The 20010-nt window shown below is 39.5% G+C and carries 20 protein-coding genes; 9 read left to right on the top strand and 11 right to left on the bottom strand.

The features are described 5' to 3' along the window. Positions 1-6 precede the first annotated feature (6 nt). A complete protein-coding gene (rimO, locus tag DPG01_RS03045; protein WP_086207623.1) occupies positions 7-1350 on the bottom strand; it encodes a 30S ribosomal protein S12 methylthiotransferase RimO in 1344 nt (447 codons plus the stop codon). Between the two features lie 351 nt (positions 1351-1701). Here rimO and glnL point away from each other — a divergent pair, with 351 nt between their 5' ends. Continuing rightward, a complete protein-coding gene (gene glnL / locus DPG01_RS03050) occupies positions 1702-2811 on the top strand; it encodes a nitrogen regulation protein NR(II) (protein WP_004696555.1) in 1110 nt (369 codons plus the stop codon). After that, positions 2798-4279 carry a nitrogen regulation protein NR(I) gene (glnG, locus tag DPG01_RS03055; RefSeq protein ID WP_086207624.1) on the top strand — a complete coding sequence of 494 codons (1482 nt, stop codon included), beginning with the start codon at positions 2798-2800 and terminating at the stop codon, positions 4277-4279. Before glnL ends, glnG begins: the two co-directional genes overlap by 14 nt. 54 nt (positions 4280-4333) lie before the next feature. Here the strand turns inward: glnG and DPG01_RS03060 are convergent, their stop codons facing one another. After that, positions 4334-4660 (bottom strand): hypothetical protein, encoded by a 327-nt coding sequence (locus DPG01_RS03060; RefSeq protein ID WP_086207625.1) that lies wholly within the window; start codon positions 4658-4660, stop codon positions 4334-4336. Positions 4661-4722: 62 nt separating this feature from the next. On the opposite strand from DPG01_RS03060, the gene DPG01_RS03065 reads away from it, so the two are divergent. Further along, the gene (locus tag DPG01_RS03065) at positions 4723-5166 is read left to right on the top strand and encodes a phosphohydrolase (RefSeq protein ID WP_086207626.1); all 444 of its coding nucleotides are present in this window, start codon (positions 4723-4725) and stop codon (positions 5164-5166) included. Positions 5167-5267: 101 nt separating this feature from the next. Further along, positions 5268-6176 carry a LysR family transcriptional regulator gene (locus DPG01_RS03070; RefSeq protein WP_086207627.1) on the top strand — a complete coding sequence of 303 codons (909 nt, stop codon included), beginning with the start codon at positions 5268-5270 and terminating at the stop codon, positions 6174-6176. A 308-nt stretch (positions 6177-6484) separates the two neighbouring features. On the opposite strand, the gene map is transcribed toward DPG01_RS03070, so the two are convergent. Beyond that, positions 6485-7279 (bottom strand): type I methionyl aminopeptidase, encoded by a 795-nt coding sequence (gene map, locus DPG01_RS03075; protein WP_086207628.1) that lies wholly within the window; start codon positions 7277-7279, stop codon positions 6485-6487. A 350-nt stretch (positions 7280-7629) separates the two neighbouring features. Between map and brnQ the strand changes: the two genes are divergently transcribed. Continuing rightward, on the top strand, positions 7630-8916 hold the full coding sequence (brnQ, locus tag DPG01_RS03080) for a branched-chain amino acid transport system II carrier protein (protein WP_110974147.1): 1287 nt from the start codon (positions 7630-7632) through the stop codon (positions 8914-8916). Positions 8917-9409: 493 nt separating this feature from the next. After that, positions 9410-9646 carry a hypothetical protein gene (locus DPG01_RS03085; protein WP_086207630.1) on the top strand — a complete coding sequence of 79 codons (237 nt, stop codon included), beginning with the start codon at positions 9410-9412 and terminating at the stop codon, positions 9644-9646. 63 nt (positions 9647-9709) lie between these two features. Here DPG01_RS03085 and DPG01_RS03090 read toward each other — a convergent pair whose 3' ends face one another. Next, positions 9710-10168 carry a hypothetical protein gene (locus DPG01_RS03090; RefSeq protein ID WP_086207631.1) on the bottom strand — a complete coding sequence of 153 codons (459 nt, stop codon included), beginning with the start codon at positions 10166-10168 and terminating at the stop codon, positions 9710-9712. 123 nt (positions 10169-10291) lie between these two features. Between DPG01_RS03090 and DPG01_RS03095 the strand changes: the two genes are divergently transcribed. From DPG01_RS03095 to DPG01_RS03105, 3 genes are all read left to right on the top strand, one after another. Further along, positions 10292-11149 (top strand): alpha/beta fold hydrolase, encoded by an 858-nt coding sequence (locus DPG01_RS03095; RefSeq protein ID WP_110974148.1) that lies wholly within the window; start codon positions 10292-10294, stop codon positions 11147-11149. A gap of 219 nt (positions 11150-11368) precedes the next feature. Then, a complete protein-coding gene (locus tag DPG01_RS03100) occupies positions 11369-12733 on the top strand; it encodes an amino acid permease (protein WP_110974149.1) in 1365 nt (454 codons plus the stop codon). Positions 12734-12949: 216 nt separating this feature from the next. Beyond that, positions 12950-13435, top strand: a complete 486-nt coding sequence (locus DPG01_RS03105; protein WP_086207634.1) for an Lrp/AsnC family transcriptional regulator — start codon at positions 12950-12952, stop codon at positions 13433-13435. Positions 13436-13609: 174 nt separating this feature from the next. On the opposite strand, the gene DPG01_RS03110 is transcribed toward DPG01_RS03105, so the two are convergent. The 7 genes from DPG01_RS03110 to DPG01_RS03140 form a co-directional block, all read right to left on the bottom strand. After that, entirely contained in the window at positions 13610-13831 is a 222-nt protein-coding gene (locus DPG01_RS03110) for a hypothetical protein (protein ID WP_110974150.1), read from the bottom strand. Between the two features lie 151 nt (positions 13832-13982). After that, positions 13983-15254: a PD-(D/E)XK nuclease family protein gene (locus tag DPG01_RS03115; protein ID WP_110974151.1), complete on the bottom strand. Its 1272-nt coding sequence runs from the start codon at positions 15252-15254 to the stop codon at positions 13983-13985. 72 nt (positions 15255-15326) lie between these two features. Then, the gene (locus DPG01_RS03120) at positions 15327-17966 is read right to left on the bottom strand and encodes a bifunctional aconitate hydratase 2/2-methylisocitrate dehydratase (protein WP_110974152.1); all 2640 of its coding nucleotides are present in this window, start codon (positions 17964-17966) and stop codon (positions 15327-15329) included. A gap of 293 nt (positions 17967-18259) precedes the next feature. Then, the gene (locus tag DPG01_RS03125) at positions 18260-18529 is read right to left on the bottom strand and encodes a hypothetical protein (protein ID WP_086207637.1); all 270 of its coding nucleotides are present in this window, start codon (positions 18527-18529) and stop codon (positions 18260-18262) included. Positions 18530-18648: 119 nt separating this feature from the next. Then, the gene (locus DPG01_RS03130) at positions 18649-19008 is read right to left on the bottom strand and encodes a hypothetical protein (RefSeq protein WP_086207638.1); all 360 of its coding nucleotides are present in this window, start codon (positions 19006-19008) and stop codon (positions 18649-18651) included. Positions 19009-19115: 107 nt separating this feature from the next. After that, the gene (locus tag DPG01_RS03135) at positions 19116-19550 is read right to left on the bottom strand and encodes an I78 family peptidase inhibitor (protein WP_110974153.1); all 435 of its coding nucleotides are present in this window, start codon (positions 19548-19550) and stop codon (positions 19116-19118) included. 144 nt (positions 19551-19694) lie between these two features. Then, positions 19695-19898: a hypothetical protein gene (locus tag DPG01_RS03140; RefSeq protein ID WP_086207640.1), complete on the bottom strand. Its 204-nt coding sequence runs from the start codon at positions 19896-19898 to the stop codon at positions 19695-19697. Positions 19899-20010 lie beyond the last annotated feature (112 nt).

Below are 20010 nucleotides of genomic sequence, written 5' to 3' on the forward strand. Positions count from 1 at the left end.
TGTGTCTTAATTCGATTTAATCGAAATCAATTGTGCATACAGATCATATTCATCTGCATCGGTAATTTCGACTTCTAACAAATCACCTGATTTAATCTGGCTTTTATCAATGTCTTCCACAAATACATTGCCATCAATTTCAGGAGCATCTGCGTATGAGCGTGCAATCGCAACTGGGAACTCTTCGTCCAGTTCATCAACCAGCACCGTCATTTTCTGACCAACACGCTTTTGAAGTTTTGTAGCAGAAATCGCCTGTTGCACTTCCATAAAGCGTTCATAACGCTGTTGCTTAATTTCTTCAGGCACATGATCTGGCAAGTCATTTGCTGTTGCACCTTCAACAGGTGAATAGGTAAAGCAGCCTACGCGATCCAGTTGTGCTTCTTTTAACCACTCAAGTAAGATTTCAAAATCTTCTTCAGTTTCGCCTGGGAAACCCACAACGAAGGTTGAACGAATCACCAAGTCAGGACATTTTTCACGCCATAACTTTAAACGCTCAAGGGTATTTTCACTATGTGCAGGTCGTTTCATTAGTTTTAAAACTTTTGGACTTGCATGTTGGAATGGAATATCCAAATAAGGCAAAATTTTGCCTTGTGCCATCAAGTCAATCACTGCATCCACATGTGGATATGGATAGACATAGTGTAAACGTACCCAAATACCCAGTTGACCTAAGGCCTCACACATGTCATAGAACTTTGTCTTAACAGGTTGACCATTCCAGAAGTCTAATTTGTATTTGGTATCGAGGCCGTAAGCAGAAGTATCTTGGGAGATAACGAGTACTTCTCTAACACCCGCACGTTTCAGCGCAGCCGCTTCCTCTAAAACAGAACCGACTGGGCGAGACACTAAGTCACCACGCATGCTTGGAATAATGCAGAAGGTACAACGATGGTTACACCCTTCTGAGATTTTTAAGTACGCATAATGCTTTGGGGTTAAACGAATCCCTTGTTCTGGAACAAGGTCAATAAATGGGTTGTGTTTTGGTGGCTCAGGCACGTATTGGTGCACAGCTTCCATCACTTCTTGATATGCTGCTGCCCCTGTCACTTTTAAGACATTTGGGTGCATTTGGCGAATTTTGTCTTCGTCTTTACCTAGGCAGCCCGTAACGATTACACGACCGTTCGCACTCATGGCTTCGCCAATGGCATCTAAAGACTCTTGCACTGCAGATTCAATAAAACCACAGGTATTTACAACGACTAAATCCGCACCATCATAATCTGATGCCACATCATAGCCTTCAGTCTTCAACTGAGTTAAAATTCGTTCGGAATCAACCAATGCCTTAGGACAACCTAAAGAAACAAAACCGACTTTGGGGGATTTCATGAATCTGCGCTCCACTAGAATGCGCGTATTGTATGTCTTTTCTGTTTATAAAAATAGGTCGATTCCATACTCTTTGTGCAATGCACTAAAATAAAGCCAATAGTGTAGTAAAATTTAAATAACGCACCATTTTAAACCACTTTCGGTTTACTTGATTTTTAGAATCCGCTATATCTTAAGCCAATCGTTCATTTACAGCGCATTCCGCAAAAAAAGTGTGCTCATTCCACTATACAAAATCAAAGTTGGCGTGCATTTTGCTTAATTTGCATCAATTCAGTCCGCTATTTGGAACGCTTAATGCTTTATCAAGATGCCATTGCGCTATTTTAATACAGGATACATTCGCTAATGGATCACCCTATTTCTATCGACTACCGACTTTTAGTGGACAATTTGACCACTGCGATTTTATTGGTCGACAGTAAATTAAATATTTTTTACTTAAATTCCTCTTGCGAAGCATTATTTGATATCAGTCTTTTACGTGCCTCTGGCCAACCTGCGCTTAATTTACTCCATGCGCCCAATGATGAGTTCAATACAGAAGAAGCACTTCTCAATACTTTAAACTCGGGACAACACTACACCCGTCGTGAAGCCATTATAAAGGTTAACTTTAAAGATATTCATGTTGACTATACAGTGTCACAGCTGAATTCAAATAAACCCTATCACCCTTTACTTTTAATTGAGATCAATCCGATTGATCGGATGCTCAAAATTTCCAAGGAAGAAAATTTCCTACAACAACATCAAGTCGCACGCCAACTCATTCGCGGTGTTGCACATGAAATTAAAAACCCTCTGGGCGGGATTCGTGGTGCTACACAACTGTTAGCACGTAGTCTCAATGATCCGCAATACAGCGAGTTCACTGATATTATTATTAGTGAAGTCGATCGCTTACGTAATTTAGCAGACACCATGCTTGGTTCTCGTCAGCTCCCAAGTTATGAGTTGGTGAATGTACATGAACCCTTAGAGCGTGTTCGCTCACTCATTACCAACCAAACCAAAAAGAAAATTAAGATCACCCGTGATTATGATTTGTCATTACCTGAAGTGATGGCCGATCGTGATCAACTAATCCAAGTCATGTTGAACATTAGCGTCAATGCAGTGCAAGCCATGACTGAAAATAAAGAGTTCTTTGTCGACCACCAACCTGAACTCATGTTACGCACCCGTATTCAACGTTTAGTGACCATCAATGGTGTACTGCAACGCTCCGTGGTACGGATTGATATCGAAGACAATGGTCCAGGCGTTCCAGAAGAAATTTTAGAATCCGTGTTTTACCCACTGGTCACGGGTCGTGCTAAAGGCACAGGACTGGGTTTAAGTATTGCGCAAAATATTATGCATCAACATAACGGAATGATTGAATGCCAATCTGTTCCCGGAAAAACAACTTTTAGCTTATATATACCTTGGGAGTTAAACCATGTCGCGAAATAAAATATGGGTAATTGATGACGATCGCGCCATGCGCTGGGTGCTGGAAAAAACGTTCAAAGAAGAAGGTTTTGACGTCACAAGCTTTGAAGAAGCTCAATCCGCTTTAGACCAACTCAGTTTAGATGCACCCGATGTGATTTTGACTGATATTCGTATGCCCGGCATTGATGGCTTAACTTTTTTAGCGAAAGTTAAAGCTAACTATCCTGACCTACCTGTCATTATTATGACGGCTCACTCCGATCTGGAATCTGCTGTTTCAAGTTATCAAACAGGTGCATTTGAATATTTACCTAAGCCTTTTGATATTGATGAAGCCTTGGCTTTAGTGAATCGTGCGATTTTGCACATCACTAAAATGCAGCAGCAAGAATCAGCAAAAACGGTACAACCGATTCAATCGACCGAGATCATTGGCGAGTCTCCTGCCATGCAGGAAGTTTTCCGTGCGATTGGTCGTTTGTCTCAGTCACACATTACCGTGCTGATTAATGGTGAATCTGGTACAGGTAAAGAGTTGGTTGCGCATGCTTTACACCGTCACTCACCACGTAGCAGCAAACCTTTCATTGCGCTCAACATGGCCGCGATTCCAAAAGACCTGATTGAAACAGAACTTTTTGGTCATGAAAAAGGTGCATTTACAGGAGCAAATACACAACGACAAGGTCGCTTTGAACAAGCCAATGGCGGAACGCTGTTTTTAGATGAAATTGGCGATATGCCTTTTGAAACTCAAACGCGTTTACTGCGGGTGCTGGCTGATGGCGAGTTCTACCGTGTCGGTGGTCATATTCCAGTAAAAGTAGATGTCCGTATTGTCGCAGCAACACACCAAGACTTAGAAAAACTGGTACATGATGGCCGCTTCCGTGAAGACTTATATCACCGTCTGAACGTGATTCGTATTCACATTCCAAAACTGGCACATCGTAGCGAAGACATCCCAATGTTGGCGCAGCACTTCTTGGCACGTGCGGGCAAAGAATTAGGTGTAAGCCCTAAAATCCTTCGCCCAGAAACGCAAGAATATATGCAACAGTTACCTTGGCAAGGCAACGTACGTCAGCTCGAGAACACCTGTCGCTGGCTAACAGTCATGATTACAGGACGTGAAGTCTATCCTGAAGATCTACCATCAGAACTGAAGCAAATTCCAATTACACGCTCAGGTGAAGATGCGCAGTCCGCACATAATCTAGACCGTATTGCAGTTCATCATTGGGATGAGTTATTGGGTCAATGGGCTGTACAGAAGCTAAAAAATGGCGAGATGAAAATTCTCGATATCGCCACCCCGATGTTCGAACGCACTTTAATCATTGCTGCGCTACAACAAACCCGTGGCCGTAAACGGCATGCGGCTGAGTTACTCGGTTGGGGGCGTAACACTCTCACCCGCAAACTCAAAGAACTCGGTATGGATACCGCAGATGATGAAAGTGAAGAAGAAGCTTTAGAAAACTAAAAGCAGCTTCATAACTGACTCAAAATAAAAGCGCCACAATGGCGCTTTTATTGTTTAAGCCGTGAAGCCTAAATAGCGTGAATAACCTTCAACACCCAATGGTGCTTTTAATATAATAAATTTCGGGTAACTGGCTTGCGTTAACTCTTCAAACATAATGACTTGATCATCATGTGCATGGAGATCATCAACACTGCGCTGCATAGTCACTTCAAACTCATCTGTGATATATTCAAAGCCAATATCCATTGCAATAAATAAGGTATGTTCACAGGGCTGAACATACTGTTCTTGTGACCAATCAATCACCTGTTGTTGGCAGTGTGGACACGCTACAGGATCTGTCGCTTCACAGTCTAATGAGATCAATTGGTAAGTCATAATTTAGTTTTTAAACAAAGATGCTGCGAAGTTTAGCATAGGATAAAGTGCCTAGAACAATCATGTCGACTTTGGAAAATGCCATTGTATTGGCTACAACTCAACATGCAGGACAGCTCGATAAGGCTGGACAACCTTACATCCTGCATCCACTACGCCTCATGTTGCAATTTTCCAATCCCACCCTACAAATCATTGCTGTGTTGCATGACATTTTGGAAGATACCGCAACGACTGCTGAAGACTTAAAAGAGCTTGGCTTCAGTACCGAAATTATTCAAGCCATACAAGCCCTCACCAAACAAACAGGCGAATCCCGTTTGGAAGCAGCCAAACGCACTGTATTAAACCCTCTTGCAACCCAAGTCAAATATGTTGATGTGCTAGACAATATGAACCTTGCGCGCATAAACAATCCAACATCTCGCGACTTTGCACGTTTTGAGGAATATAAAATGGTACTTGAGATACTCGAGCAAGCAAAAAAACACAGTGAAACACCTTGAATAATTAAGTCTTTTTAATTGAATCTCTACAATTTCAAAATTGACAAATCGCAACGATCACTTTTTAATTAAGCACATCGTTGCACAAATGGACATGGTGAATGTTAAGCGATTTAGATGATTTTTATTGTTTTGCTCAAGTGGTTGAACATGGCGGGTTTAGTGCAGCAGAACGCGCAACAGACATTCCCAAATCCAAGCTCAGTCGACGCGTGTATAATCTTGAAGAACGCTTAGGGGTCCGTCTCATTCAACGCAGTTCTCGACATTTCGCAGTGACCGATATCGGGATGAACATTTACCGTCATGCGCAAGTGATGATGAATGCTGCACAAGCCGCACACGACTTGGTCGATCATCTCAGCTTACAACCCCGTGGTGTGATCAAACTCAGCCTACCTGTCTCAATTGCACAAAATGAAATTGCACGCATTCTTCCAGGATTCTTAAAAGCCTACCCTGAAATCAAAGTACAAATGATGGTGACCAATCGCCGAGTTGACATTATCAATGAAGGTTTTGATATTGCCCTTCGTGTCCGCTCCAACTTAGATGATGATCCAAGTTTAGTGATTCGCAAATTTGAGAACATCGAACAGCATTTATTTGCCAGCCAAGCGTATTTGAATGAATTTGGCGAACTGAAACAACCCGAAGATTTAAGCCAACATCATATTTTGAGTATGGTCGATGAGCATTTAGATCAACATATCATCGTACATAATGATGCACAGCAACAAAAGAAAATACGCGTAAACCCTGTAGTGATGGGCTCTGATTTGAGTATGTTGGCTCAACTAGTCCGTAAAAACTGCGGTATTGCCTTACTTCCAGACAGCATCGTACAAGATATGGTAAAAAGTGGTGAGCTGGTTCGTGTCTTGCCCGACTGGAAAGCACCGCATGGTATTTTTCATGCAGTATATCCTTCACGTCGTGGTTTACTGCCTGCTGTACGCGTGTTTATTGATTATTTAATTGATCAATTGAGTTCAAATAAGTCCCTTTAAACCAAGCCAATATAGACTCAATGCCTAAAAAATAAATATTTTTGGGAAAAAAAAGAGCTTAACCGAGGTGGATAAGCTCATAAACTTTCAAAAATAAGAAACTACAGCGAGTATCTTGGAAACTATTTTAGTGAAAACATAAAGCCCAGACCAATAGCTTACATGTATAAGTTTTAATCAAAAAGCATCAAAGATACGACAAATAAAGGGGCTTAGAAATATCAGTTATTGCTTTTAAGACTTAATTTAGCTTTTAGACCACAAAGCTAGACCAAAGTCTAAAATTTAACCGCACACAAAACATCGAGTTAAATTTCTGGATAACTGCCCGTGCCTTCAGGCCAAGGAGACAGCAACTCAAAACCTGTTTCAGTCACGAGTACCATATGCTCCCACTGCGCAGTCAAAGAGTGATCTGCTGTAACAACGGTCCAACCATCCTTAAGTTCTTTGACATGTGCTTTACCCATATTAATCATCGGTTCAATGGTAAACACCATGCCCGCTTTAAGTTGCATTCCTTTACCTGGTTGACCATAGTGCAATACGCTTGGCTGTTCGTGATACACCTTACCGATACCATGACCACAATATTCACGTACCACACTATAGCCTTCACGGTGCGCAACTGTCTGGATGGCATAACCAATATCACCCAAAGTGGCACCTTGCTTCACAGCATGAATACCTGCAACCATCGCCTCATAAGTCGTATCAACTAACTTTTTAGCTGCTGGCTTTACTGTACCCACGTAATACATACGACTAGTGTCACCAAAGTAGCCATCTTTAATAATCGCCACATCAATATTAATAATATCGCCATCTTTCAATACAACATTCGGCGATGGGATGCCGTGACAGACCACTTCATTTGGTGAAATACAGGTAGTCTTGGTATAACCGTGATAACCAATATTGGCAGGCGTTACTTTTAGAGTATTTACAATGAAGTCATGACAAATATCATCTAGATATTCCGTCGTAACGCCTGGCTTCACATGCTCACCAATCATCGCTAAAACTTCGGCAGCCAAACGACCAGATATACGCAGTTTTTCTACATCTTGTTCAGTTTTTATGCTCACATTTAAGCCACGCATTGAAATACCCTCAATTATGAAGTCGCAAGTATAGTCCTTTTCACATTGTTTTTGTTCAAACTTAAATCGTCTTACGATAGTAAAGCCTCATATTGAAAATAATTTGTATAGTTTTAAGCCACTCAAACTACAATATTGGATGATCAAAATATTAAAACCCAAGCTTTTAATATTTATAATTTTTCTATTTTAAAATGGATAATCAAACACATATATCAACCCATTTTTTACGTGTTGATATATTCACTTTTCATCTTATAAAAAAATTTAATACTACCCATGAAATAAATTAGCCAAAAATACACTTATGCACTAAAATCGTCCCCTTTGTTCAACTCGATCTCCCTTTTATGACAAGTCTCCGTACTCGGGATATTGTTGCTTTGGGTTTTATGACTTTCGCACTCTTCATTGGTGCGGGCAACATTATCTTTCCACCGATTGTGGCTCAACAAGCGGGTGAACATGTTTGGCTAGCAGCGTTTGGTTTTCTAATCACCGCTGTAGGCTTACCTGTCATCACTATTATTGCGCTATCTCGTGTCGAGGGTTCGATTCAGATTTTAAGTTCGCCATTGGGTAAAATAGCCAGTCTCATTTTAACCATTACATGTTACTTAACTGTCGGACCACTGTTTGCAACACCACGCACAGCAACCGTTTCCTATGAAATAGGTTTTTCATCTTATCTTGGAACATCAAGTAGCAGCTTGCTGATCTATAGTGCAATTTACTTTAGTGTCGTCACTCTCATTGCACTGTATCCAAACAAGATTTTAGATACGGTTGGTTATGTACTTTCTCCGTTAAAGATCTTATCTTTAGCCACCTTAGGTATCGCCGCAATGGTGATTCCAACAGGTTTTGTTCCACCAGCCATTAACAACTATATTGATAGCCCTGTTTCTGAAGGTTTTGTCAATGGTTACCTGACCATGGATACTTTAGGTGCACTGGTTTTTGGTATTGTAATTATTCAAGCCATTCGTTCACGTGGGGTCAGCAACCCTAAGCTAATTACACGTTATGCAGTGATTGCAAGTATTATCTCTGGTATTGGCTTAACTTTAGTTTATCTAAGCTTATTCAAACTTGGCCTCGGAAGTCACGAAGTCGCAGCAAATGCGAGCAATGGTGCAGTGATCCTGCATGCATATGTTCAACATGCATTTGGTGACTTAGGTTCATTTTTCCTGTCAGGTATGATTTTCATTGCGTGTATGGTTACTGCAATTGGTCTAACCTGCGCATGTGCCGAATATTTCAGCTCAATTTCTAAAATTGGCTACAAAACTTGGGTCTTCATCCTGATTGGCTTCTCTTTTGTTATTTCCAATTTAGGTTTAACCAAACTGATTGCCTTTTCTGTGCCTGTTTTAAGTGCAATCTATCCACCAGCGATTGTGGTGATTATGCTGAGCTTTGGCTGGAAATACTTTAACCATCCTAGACGTGTAATTGCACCAGTTACAGCTATTTCATTAGTCTTTGGTATTCTTGATGGTTTAAAAGTGGCCAACTTTGAACTTCCTTATGCCCTCACTCACCTGCCACTTGCGGAACAAAATCTTGCATGGCTAATTCCATCACTCATTGTATTTATCATTGCAGTTGTGATCGACAAAGTGAAAAAGTAAACACAAACTGATGTCATTAAAATCTTGTTTTACCCAAACCTGATTTTAATTATGATCAATATTTGTCACATTTTATCCAAATGGACATATATTGTTTCATTTTAGCTCACATCAGTTTTTGTACATTTCTATACATAAACCATACACCGCTAAAGTCGTATACCAAGCACTTCATATCTCTTATAAATTTAGAATTAGAAAACAAAAAACGCGTTAAAGCCCATCCTATCATGCCATTCATGGCATCAATATTGCTTTATACAATGGGCATATAAGCTTAGGCAGAACATTTATTTGCTATCTTATACCGTACGGAAATACTATTTATTCGCAAAAAAAATGCTACATACTTATATTTTGATTGGTATAGCATAATTTTTCTGAAAAATAGTTTGTTTTGCTCTTGATCAACTCAAATTTTAGCAGTACAACAGTATGAACTAACCCGACTAAACACATTGGTTTTTAGTCAAAAACTCAAGGAGGGATGGAGATGTTATCATTACATTTCAACAAGCAAGTCTTCATTAGCGCTCTGAAGGCAAACAAGAATATGGTGACGTATTTAAGTACCACCATTGCCCTGATGGTTATTATGATCATGCATGGCTTAATTCAAGGTAACCTTAAAGCTGAATATTTTATTTATGCTATTGTCGTTTCACTGGCCTTTTACTTATGGGCAGTTGTCGACCAAAAATTCCGAAAGGCCACACAGTCAATTGACTAGCAAACAGGTGGATGATCAGTCATCCACCTTTGTAAAAGTACCAAGACTAAAAATCATAACAACTTAGAATAAACCTAAAAACATACCCCATAATAATCCAAAAGTTGCCACAATTTCCCCTACAACCAAAGCCATCATTGCCATCACCATGACGGATTTGGGTAAAATCCATTTGCCTAAAATGTGCGGACTACGAAACTGGTTATTGGTATCTTGTAATACACCATGCACAATATAGCTCAGTATCGAAAAGCTAAAAAAGAATAGATTAATTGCCACAAACAACATGTTTACAGGCTCTGACCACACTGAAATGACCGCCATGACGGCAATGATTAAGCTAGCAGGTGCATATAGCAAACTACTACGATGTGCAATATCAACATAATAATGTGCGCGAAATTGTGGTGAATGGCGAATTTGAGCATATTTCCACACCCCAGTTAGCATGCCTACAAATAGAAAAATTGCACTGAATAAAAGTGCGAATTTAACTGACATCTCTAATTCAACAAACTGCATGTGTTTTCCTTTTTATTTTCGACCCATTCTATACAAATCCGCTTGACTTTAAAGTCATAGATTTGACAAGTTTCTTTTTGGAACTCAAGTAAAGTATGAACAACTTAAATATCTACGCCAACCATGCAGAATTACGAAACGCTCAACATCACCTGTTCCGACCATTATTTACTCAGTGGACGCTTTTATACTGCCCAAGCTACACAGCAAACTTTTCCTATTTTAATCTGCCCTGCAACTGGCATTACCCAACAGTTTTACCACCATTTTGCATCGTGGCTTGCTGAACAAGGTTATGCTGTTTTGGTTTTTGACTTCCGTGGAATTGGGAAATCTCTGCACGAACCACTTAAACAGTCAAAAGCGAGTATTGTACAGTGGGGACAATTGGATATTCCTGCTGCAGTAGATGCTCTATTAGATAAAACCCAAGCAACTCAAGTGATCTTGCTCGGGCATAGTGCAGGTGGGCAACTTTTAGGTATTAATCCCAACTTTAAAAAAGTGGCAAAGGTGGTAGCTATTGCTGGTTCTACTGGACACGTTAAAGACTTAAAGGGCCGCACCAAACTACTCGCTCCAGTCATGTTTAAGCTAATCTTCCCAATTGCTCGATATACATTAGGCTACGGCCCAACTCAAGCCATCGGGATGGGTGAAAACTTGCCTAAAGATGTGGCACGTGAATGGGCACAGTTTTGTAGCAAACCTGGTTATGTCATGAATGCCATAGGAAATACAGTCCAAGTGGACTTCCACCATCAAATTCGTTGCGCCATTACCTCAATTTGGGCATCGGATGATGAAATTGCTACTCAAGCCAATGTCAAAGGACTGCTTAACCTCTATCCCAATGCACAAACAGGACATATTGAATTAAAACCACAGGCTTATGGACACAAAAGCATTGGTCACATGGCCATGTTTAAACGTTCCCACCAAAACTTATGGCCCGAAATTGCAGCACAACTGCAGGCTTAACCTCATATAAATCACGACCTCACGTATTACACCAGTTCAAGCACTCAATGTCTGAACTGGTTTAATTCTAACCAGCAAGCGCTATATTTAACTAAAAACCACACGCATTGATAAATTTAGTTTTATTAATTGATAAATAAATATTATATTTCCATCACAAATTTTTATTAAGTCATAGTTCATGTGATGTCTATCGCATGTGCTAGAGATGGATGAATCATGTCTGCACAACAGCAACGTCAGCTTAATCATGGGCTGAGCAACCGCCATATTCAGTTGATTGCTTTAGGTGGCTCTATCGGTACGGGTCTATTTTTAGGCATTTCTCAAACCATTAAACTGGCGGGTCCCTCTGTCATTTTAGGTTATGCACTTGCAGGTTTAATTGCCTTTTTTATGATGCGCCAATTAGGTGAAATGGTGGTTGAGGAACCAGTGAGTGGCTCTTTTAGCTATTTCGCCTATAAATTTTGGAGCCCTTTTGCAGGCTTTATGTCGGGCTGGAACTATTGGGTGCTCAATGTCTTGGTCTGCATGGCAGAGCTAAGTGCCATCGGCCTCTATGTCCAATATTGGTGGCCTGAAATTCCAACGTGGATTTCAGCACTTGGTTTCTTTGTACTGATCAATGCCATCAACCTGCTGCATGTCAAAGTCTTTGGCGAAACAGAATTTTTATTCTCCATGATTAAAATTCTCGCGATCATTGGCATGATTGCTTATGGGGCTTGGTTGCTTACCAGTGGGCAAGGTGGCGAAACTGCTTCCATTTCCAACCTATGGGCTCTAGGCGGTTTCTTTCCTAATGGTCTTTCAGGCTTAATCATGGCAATGGCCATCATTATGTTTTCTTTTGGTGGAATTGAATTGGTCGGTATTGCTGCGGCAGAAACCAAAAATCCAACGACAACTATTCCTAAAGCCGTAAACCAAATTGTCTATCGTGTTTTATTGTTTTATGTACTAACCATTATTGTTCTGCTTTCCTTATTTCCATGGAATCAAATTGCAGAAGGTGGTAGTCCTTTTGTGTTGATCTTTGACTCATTGGGCAGTCAAGGCGTTGCAACTGTACTGAACTTTGTAGTTTTAACTGCAGCCATCTCGGTATATAACGGCACCAGCTATGGCACCAGTCGCATGCTTTTGGGACTTGCTGAGCAAGGCAATGCACCACAGTTCTTAAAGAAAATTAACCAGCGTGGCATCCCTTATGCTGCTATTTTATGCTCTGCACTGGTGACATTGATCTGTGTGGTACTGAATTATATTTTTCCAGAAAAAGCCTTTAAGTTGCTGATGAGTCTAGTGGTTTCAGCCATTGTAATTAACTGGATGATGTTGGCACTGACTCATTTAAAGTTCAAGCAACACATGCTGGCTTTGAAAAAGCCGACTTTATTCCCTGTGCTGATGTATCCGTTAAGTAATTACATTTGCATTATATTTATGCTAGGGATTTTAGTAGTGATGTGGCTGACACCTGATATGCGTATTGCGGTGGCATTGATCCCACTCTGGATTGGATGTTTAACGCTTACCTATTGGTTTAAGCAAAAACGCATGAAGCAGAAGATACTGTAAATAAGTGCGTAAATAACACCATGTAAAGGCACCCTTCCCTTAAATGGTGTTATTTACAAATCAAAGCCAATCTCCCAAATGACTTTGATTGAATAAGTTTATTGTAATCAGAAGACACTTCAATAGTTTCTCTATTATTTGCTTGTTTCAAAGTATTTTTGAGAAATATTTTCACATAAAACCATTTATAAAGAAAATTATTAGCAGGAATTGCACATGAATGACAATCGCCATGTTTTAGATAAAATTGACCGCCGTATTTTGTCAGAACTTCGTCAAGATGGGCGTTTGACTGTGACTCAGTTAGCTGAAAAAGTTGGTCTTTCCTCCTCCCCTTGTTGGACACGGCTTAAACGTCTTGAAAATGCAAAGATTATTGAAGGCTATACTGCCAATATCAATCCCAAAGCGATTGGGATTAATGAGTTGTTTTTTATTGAAATTACACTTGAGCGCCATGATGATGAAATTTTGGAACAATTTAGTGAAGCACTGGCCTATATGCCCGAAGTCGTTGAGGCGCACTTAGTCACAGGTGATTATGACTACTTACTCAAAGTCGCTGTAAAAAATGCAGAGCACTATGAACGCTTTTTACGTAAGAACTTATACTCCATGAAAGGTGTGCGCCATACGCGGTCTATTTTTGCCTTACGTCCATTAAAACTTGAAAACAAAGCAGATTTAACCCTCATTGAATAAGAGCTGAAAATATTTAAGAAATATGCTTTAATATGCTCAGTATGAGATGAGCCTTATATGAGTATGGCGCGAGCTATACGACTAGCCCCTGAAAAATGGGGCTTTTTAATGTCTATTATTTAACAACATCCGTGTGTCGTATTCTTTTTTTGGATTTTTCCAAATGAATCGAAATTAATTGGGCTCAATGTCATAAACCCAATCCCTAGCTTGTTGCTCTGTTGTCGTTTCACACACATAGTAGTCATGGTCCCATGCGTCTTGATGGAAAATTTCCATTTTTCGATAAGTCACGTTTTTAGCGTTTTCGACACAGACAAAGCTGTCGCCTTGATCTTTGACTTGTGTTCCATTGAGGAAACCACCAATACAGAGGAATCGAGATTGTTTAGCCATTTCTACATCAACTTTTTAAATCATTTAACAATTCGTGGATTAAACGATTTCTTAGGTGGACTGTAAAGCAGAACCAATGAAATGCGTATAGAAATTACAATAAGACCATGCCAGACTTTATCTAAAATATTAAATCCATTTAAAATTCCAATTATTTAGTTTTGGAAATTCCAGAATATTCCAAGTTTAATAGTCTATCCAATATCTCTAAATCATTAATTCGATCATTAATAAAACTATCTAAAAAACGATTATCTAGACCTAGCAACTTAAAAGTATCTTCGGAAAATTTTCTTAAATTTCCAATATCATGACTAATCCACTCATATTTTATTTTTTTCCAAACTGGTCGTATCTTCCAAGTTGGAAAATTTTTAGTTATTACTTTTAATTGTTCAGAACTTATACCATCTAAAACTATTCCATAATGCAGATCGTTTGTTGCCACTATAAATAGAAAAATAAGCTTTGCATTTTTTTTAAATTTTAAAGCACATCCTATTACATTTCTTTTAAGCGCTGGATTTTTTGTGCTAACTTGCTCAAACCACGCCGCACAATTTTCTTTAGTGAACAGAATATCTTCATAGTCATCCGAAATTATAAAATTCCCACTATCTATAATTTTTTTCTGGACACTGTTAAATAATTGAAAAAGTAGATAACCACGATATTCGCTGCTATCAAATTGTCGTGAAATGAGTTTTATTGCCGCGAGTTCTTCTGAGTTTAAATTTTCCAGCATCATATTAAGTTCCTTACCTCCGGTTATCACCTTATCAGTCAACAGCTTCAATAAATTTACATATTGACTTATAGCTGAGACCAAATTGTTGCTCAATTGAACTTCAGTTAATACACTCTCAAGCCAATTAATAATATTTTCGGCATAACTTATACAACGTAAATCCACAATACGCTGCTCATCATTTAACACAATTACATATTGATCATTTAGTTTTTTTATTACACCTAAAGAAGACACACTAGGCTCGTCCCCATTTAATGTTAAATATATAATTAATGGATGCTTTTTTTGCCCAATACAATAATTATAGTATCTATTTAATTGCTTATTTTGATCTTCTGCATAAATTTTATTTTCTATGATCATCGCTTCATTTTTATTTTGAATGAGTATATCAATTTGTCCATTTTCACATCTAAATTCTTTTTTTATAGACACATATTCATCTAACTGAAAATCCAAACCTAAATATTTTATAAAACTTTTCAAAAAGAATGCTTTTTGTCCATGCGAACCATTTGGATCTAATAGCTCTTTTAATATTGGAGTATGGGTAAAAACCTCACTACTACTAACTCCAGCAATTTTTAATAAATTAAAATAATCACCATGACTTTTATTCTTATGAATTATTTCTATTGTCTGCTTAATCAAACTATCTACATTTCTTTCCATATTATTCTCAAAAAATAAGGGCTGATTACTCAGCCCTTATCTTATACCGCTTATTGCTTAATTAACAAAGAATTAAGTCAACTGAGCAGCAGCAATTTTCTTCGTATCAATCTCAGATGCAGGTTTAGTATAGTCTGTCATCTTGTCGAAGCTTAAGTATTGGTAGATGTCAGCAGACATGCTATCAATCTGAGCTGCATACTGTTGGTATTCTTCTGGAGTTGGTAATTTACCAAGTACAGCAGCAACAGATGCAAGTTCAGCAGAAGCTAAGTAAACGTTCGCACCTTGACCTAAACGGTTCGGGAAGTTACGAGTAGAAGTCGATACACAAGTAGTGTTCGGAGCTACGCGTGCTTGGTTACCCATACACAATGAACAACCTGGCATTTCAGTACGCGCGCCAGCTTTACCATAAGTATTGTAGAAACCTTCTTCCATCAATTGACGTTCGTCCATACGCGTAGGCGGAGCAATCCACAAACGAGTTGAAAGTACGCCACCAGGAACTTTCTCTAACAACTTACCAGTTGCGCGGAAGTGACCGATGTTAGTCATACATGAACCAACGAATACTTCGTCAATTTTCACGCCTTGAACATCAGAAAGCAATTTCGCATCATCTGGGTCATTCGGGCAGCAAAGAACTGGTTCAGTAATTGTCGCAAGATCAATTTCATACACTTTCGTGTATTCAGCGTCAGCATCAGCTTTAAGAAGTGATGGGTTCGCTAACCATTTTTCCATGTTCTCTACACGACGAGCCATCGTACGCGCATCGCCATAACCTTCAGAAATCATCCACTTCAACATTGTGATGTTTGATTTCAAGTATTCAGCAACTTTCTCTTCAGAAAGTGTAATAGAACAACCCGCAGCAGAACGTTCAGCAGACGCATCAGAAAGTTCGAATGCTTGCTCAACAGTGAGGTCAGTTTCCATTTCTGTTAAGTCGATCTCAAGGATACGGCCAGAGAAGATGTTTTTCTTACCTTTCTTCTCTACAGTTAAGTCACCTTGCTGAATCGCAACGTAAGGAATTGCATGTACAAGGTCACGTAGTGTGATACCAGGTTGCATTTTACCTTTGAACTTAACAAGTACAGATTCAGGCATATCTAGTGGCATAACACCAGTCGCAGCAGCGAATGCTACAAGACCAGAACCCGCTGGGAATGAAATACCAATTGGGAAACGTGTATGTGAGTCACCACCAGTACCAACGGTATCTGGAAGAAGCATACGGTTTAACCAAGAGTGGATAATACCGTCACCTGGACGTAGAGATACACCGCCACGGTTCATGATGAAATCAGGAAGCGAGTGTTGCATTTGAACGTCAACTGGCTTTGGATATGCAGCTGTGTGACAGAAAGATTGCATAACTAGGTCAGCAGAGAAGCCTAGGCAAGCTAAGTCTTTCAATTCGTCACGAGTCATTGGACCAGTGGTATCTTGCGAACCAACAGTTGTCATCTTAGGTTCACAGTAAGTACCTGGAAGTACGCCTTGACCTTCAGGAAGACCACATGCGCGACCAACCATTTTCTGTGCTTGAGTGAAACCTTTGCCAGTAGCAGCAGGTTGAACTGGAGTACGGAATAACGTAGATGGAGCAAGGCCTAAAGCTTCACGTGCTTTAGCAGTTAAGCCACGACCAACGATTAGGTTGATACGACCACCTGCACGTACTTCGTCTAGAAGTACTGGAGTTTTAAGTTCAGCATCAGCAATGACTGCACCATCTTTAGTTGCAGTTACTTTTGCAGCAGCATGATCAATGTTAAGAACGATTTCATCGCCCATGTTCATATTTGCAACATCAATTTCGATTGGCAACGCGCCAGCATCTTCCATTGTGTTGAAGAAAATCGGAGCGATTTTAGAACCTAAGCAGTAACCACCGTCTTTTTTGTTCGGGATGTGCGCAATTTCGTCACCGAAGAACCAAAGTACAGAGTTCGTTGCAGATTTACGAGATGAACCTGTACCAACAACGTCACCAACGTATGCAACTTGGTTGCCTTTTGCGATCAAGTCTTTGATTTGGTTTAATGGACCAACTTCACCAGGAACTTCTGGGTTGATACCGTCACGTACGTTTTTCAACATTGCATTTGCGTGCAATGGAATGTCTGGACGACTCCAAGCGTCTTGTGCAGGTGACAAGTCATCAGTGTTGGTTTCGCCAGTTACTTTGAAAACTGTAAGTTTGATTTCAGTAGGAACATCTTTACGAGTCGTGAACCATTCAGCGTCAGCCCAAGATTGCATAACCGCTTGTGCATTCGCGTTACCCGCTTTTGCTTTATCTGCAACGTCATGGAACGCATCAAATACAAGAAGCGTTTTCTTGAGTGCTTCAGCTGCTAATTCAGCAAGTTCAGCATCATCAAGAAGTGCAACTAAAGGAGCAACGTTATAACCACCAAGCATAGTGCCTAGTAAGTAAACCGCACGTTCTTTAGAAACTAATGGTGAAGTCGCTTCGCCTTTAGCCAAAGCAGCTAAGAATGCAGCTTTAACGTATGCAGCTTGGTCAACACCCGCTGGAACACGGTTTTCTAGTAAATCAACTAAAAATGCTTCTTCGCCAGCTGGTGGGTTTTTTAATAATTCAACTAATGCAGCTGTTTGAGCATCGTCAAGTGGCTTCGGTGGGACTCCGAGTGCGGCACGTTCTGCAACGTGTTGGCGGTAAGCTTCTAGCACGGTGTTATTCCTCTTTTTTAAAAAATTATTTACGTATTCCTGCTTTAATTAAAGCTACGTAAATAATATGGACTGCTAAATTTTACTAAAATTCCAGTTAAAAGTTAATGCAAGCAGCGTGTTTCTTCGTGATGCCCATTATTTTCTAACTAAATGATGTTCATACCGATTGCACAATGAATACCACATTTACTGCTATTTGCTCAGTCTTTAACACATTAACTTTGGACTGGTATTTAAAAACAAAAAGGCAACTCATGTTGCCTTTTTTTTCAAAATATAAGTATTCAACCTTAGTGTACTGTTGTGGCTTGAATATATTGCTTAAAACTTTCCCGACATCCTTCAAATTTCATCTGAATTTCGTCGTCATGTAAGTTTTGGTGCGCCGAACCGGCAAATGAAATTTGAACCAAAAACCGTGTAGGTTCATGTTCAAGGGCTTGTTTAAAGTAAACCTGATCACCCAAGCTAAGGACATAGTGCCCTCCACCAATCACGGCCACGCCATTTTCATCTTCCAAGAGTAAATCTGCTTGATTTAAATAGCCGACAACTTCCATTTTCTGCTCCTCTCGTTTTTGTTCTCTTTTCATTATTCTTTATTTTTATATGCTTTTCTATATATATGATTTAGTGTTTTGTCACAAAAAAATACCAACTTAAAATAAAAAACCGTTCATTAGAACGGTTTGTAATCTGGCATGTCTTTATGAGGGGTCGCTATACATTTTTCAGTGTATGCTGCACGAACTTTTTCTCGTGCCCCTTCAATATCGCTCTTAATGTCCGCTTCAGGCAAAGCATATACATGCTCAATAATATCTAAGATAAATGCTTTGGTCGTCGCATCTTCTACCTTATTGGCATGTTCAATTGCTTTGTCTTTTTCAATTGCATTTTGACGATCTAGCATAATCGAACGTGCTGCATTTCCTACACTTTTACAATAGCCATGCCATTGTTCTTCTGGCGTTAACGGTTTTTTTTCTGCACAACCCACCAAAGCAATGGCAGCAGCCAAAACAAATAACTTTTTCATTACAACTCTCCTATGTGCCCTATCATAATCAAACTTTTAAAAATGAAGAACCATTCCCCTGCTTTAAATGTAAAAAAGCCCAGATTTGGGCTTTTTGACTGAGCAAATTAACCGCAGTTCGCTTGAACTACTTTATTGGTCTTTGGATCAACCGTTACTGTCACTCGGTCTTCACGATAATCCATCGTGACTGGCTGCCCAGGTTGGACTAAACGCACTATCTTCGCACTGGTTTTTTGCTTAATCTGCGCTTCCGTTAAATTCGACTGACCAATCAAGGCTGTCGCTTGCTCTGCGACACATTTGCTCTGGCTAGCACGGAACAGTGCCCACTCTTCAATAACTTGACCATTGGGCAAATGACAATATCCCACTTCACCATTCGCTTCTTTTCGAGTCTCTAATTTGCCACACTGTTCAATACAAAAAGTACTGGCAGGATTTGCCATACCAATATTGGGCTTTTCTGCTTCATTCTTTTGTGCAGTACTACAACCAGACAAAGCTGCCACAATCAATCCGAGCATTACAGTTTTTTTCATAAAGGGGATTTCTTTAAATAAAAGATCAACATAGCAAATAAGCACGAATGAAACTGTGCTAGTTTTGCAAAATATTGAACAAAAAAGAAAAGCCCATCAAAAGATGGACTTCTTATACTTAAAACTTGCCTTGTTAAGCCTGTTTTAGTTGACTGAATGGATATCCAGCTCTTCATTTTTCGCTAAAACGACCGAAGCCAAAATTGGCGTACCTAAAATGAATGGTACGGAAAAAATCCAAAAAATCACGGTATAGTGAGGATCAAAGAAAAATTGAATAGCAAGTGCCACCAAAATTAAAACGGAAAATAGAATTGCAGCAAAACGCATTACAAATTTGATTGGCATTATGATCTTCACTCTTAATTTAGCTAGTCCATTTACTATACACCTACTTTTAATATGGCTTAATTGATTTTAAGTATCTTCTGTCTGTTATTTATAGATTTTATTCATCTAC

The sequence above is a fragment of the Acinetobacter sp. WCHAc060042 genome (assembly GCF_003231195.1).
Lineage (GTDB): Bacteria > Pseudomonadota > Gammaproteobacteria > Pseudomonadales > Moraxellaceae > Acinetobacter.

Excerpts from the sequence above, each read along its gene's own strand:
- rimO (WP_086207623.1), bottom strand. The coding sequence starts at position 1,350 with ATGAAATCCCCCAAAGTCGGTTTTGTTTCTTTAGGTTGTCCTAAGGCA.
- DPG01_RS03100 (WP_110974149.1), top strand. The coding sequence starts at position 11,369 with ATGTCTGCACAACAGCAACGTCAGCTTAATCATGGGCTGAGCAACCGC.
- DPG01_RS03125 (WP_086207637.1), bottom strand. The coding sequence starts at position 18,529 with ATGGAAGTTGTCGGCTATTTAAATCAAGCAGATTTACTCTTGGAAGAT.
- DPG01_RS03140 (WP_086207640.1), bottom strand. The coding sequence starts at position 19,898 with ATGCCAATCAAATTTGTAATGCGTTTTGCTGCAATTCTATTTTCCGTT.
- map (WP_086207628.1), bottom strand. The coding sequence starts at position 7,279 with ATGCGTGGCTTAAATGTGAGCATAAAAACTGAACAAGATGTAGAAAAA.
- DPG01_RS03105 (WP_086207634.1), top strand. The coding sequence starts at position 12,950 with ATGAATGACAATCGCCATGTTTTAGATAAAATTGACCGCCGTATTTTG.
- brnQ (WP_110974147.1), top strand. The coding sequence starts at position 7,630 with ATGACAAGTCTCCGTACTCGGGATATTGTTGCTTTGGGTTTTATGACT.
- DPG01_RS03130 (WP_086207638.1), bottom strand. The coding sequence starts at position 19,008 with ATGAAAAAGTTATTTGTTTTGGCTGCTGCCATTGCTTTGGTGGGTTGT.
- glnL (WP_004696555.1), top strand. The coding sequence starts at position 1,702 with ATGGATCACCCTATTTCTATCGACTACCGACTTTTAGTGGACAATTTG.
- DPG01_RS03135 (WP_110974153.1), bottom strand. The coding sequence starts at position 19,550 with ATGAAAAAAACTGTAATGCTCGGATTGATTGTGGCAGCTTTGTCTGGT.
- DPG01_RS03070 (WP_086207627.1), top strand. The coding sequence starts at position 5,268 with ATGTTAAGCGATTTAGATGATTTTTATTGTTTTGCTCAAGTGGTTGAA.
- DPG01_RS03060 (WP_086207625.1), bottom strand. The coding sequence starts at position 4,660 with ATGACTTACCAATTGATCTCATTAGACTGTGAAGCGACAGATCCTGTA.
- DPG01_RS03065 (WP_086207626.1), top strand. The coding sequence starts at position 4,723 with ATGTCGACTTTGGAAAATGCCATTGTATTGGCTACAACTCAACATGCA.
- DPG01_RS03095 (WP_110974148.1), top strand. The coding sequence starts at position 10,292 with ATGCAGAATTACGAAACGCTCAACATCACCTGTTCCGACCATTATTTA.
- DPG01_RS03085 (WP_086207630.1), top strand. The coding sequence starts at position 9,410 with ATGTTATCATTACATTTCAACAAGCAAGTCTTCATTAGCGCTCTGAAG.
- DPG01_RS03115 (WP_110974151.1), bottom strand. The coding sequence starts at position 15,254 with ATGGAAAGAAATGTAGATAGTTTGATTAAGCAGACAATAGAAATAATT.
- glnG (WP_086207624.1), top strand. The coding sequence starts at position 2,798 with ATGTCGCGAAATAAAATATGGGTAATTGATGACGATCGCGCCATGCGC.
- DPG01_RS03110 (WP_110974150.1), bottom strand. The coding sequence starts at position 13,831 with ATGGCTAAACAATCTCGATTCCTCTGTATTGGTGGTTTCCTCAATGGA.
- DPG01_RS03090 (WP_086207631.1), bottom strand. The coding sequence starts at position 10,168 with ATGCAGTTTGTTGAATTAGAGATGTCAGTTAAATTCGCACTTTTATTC.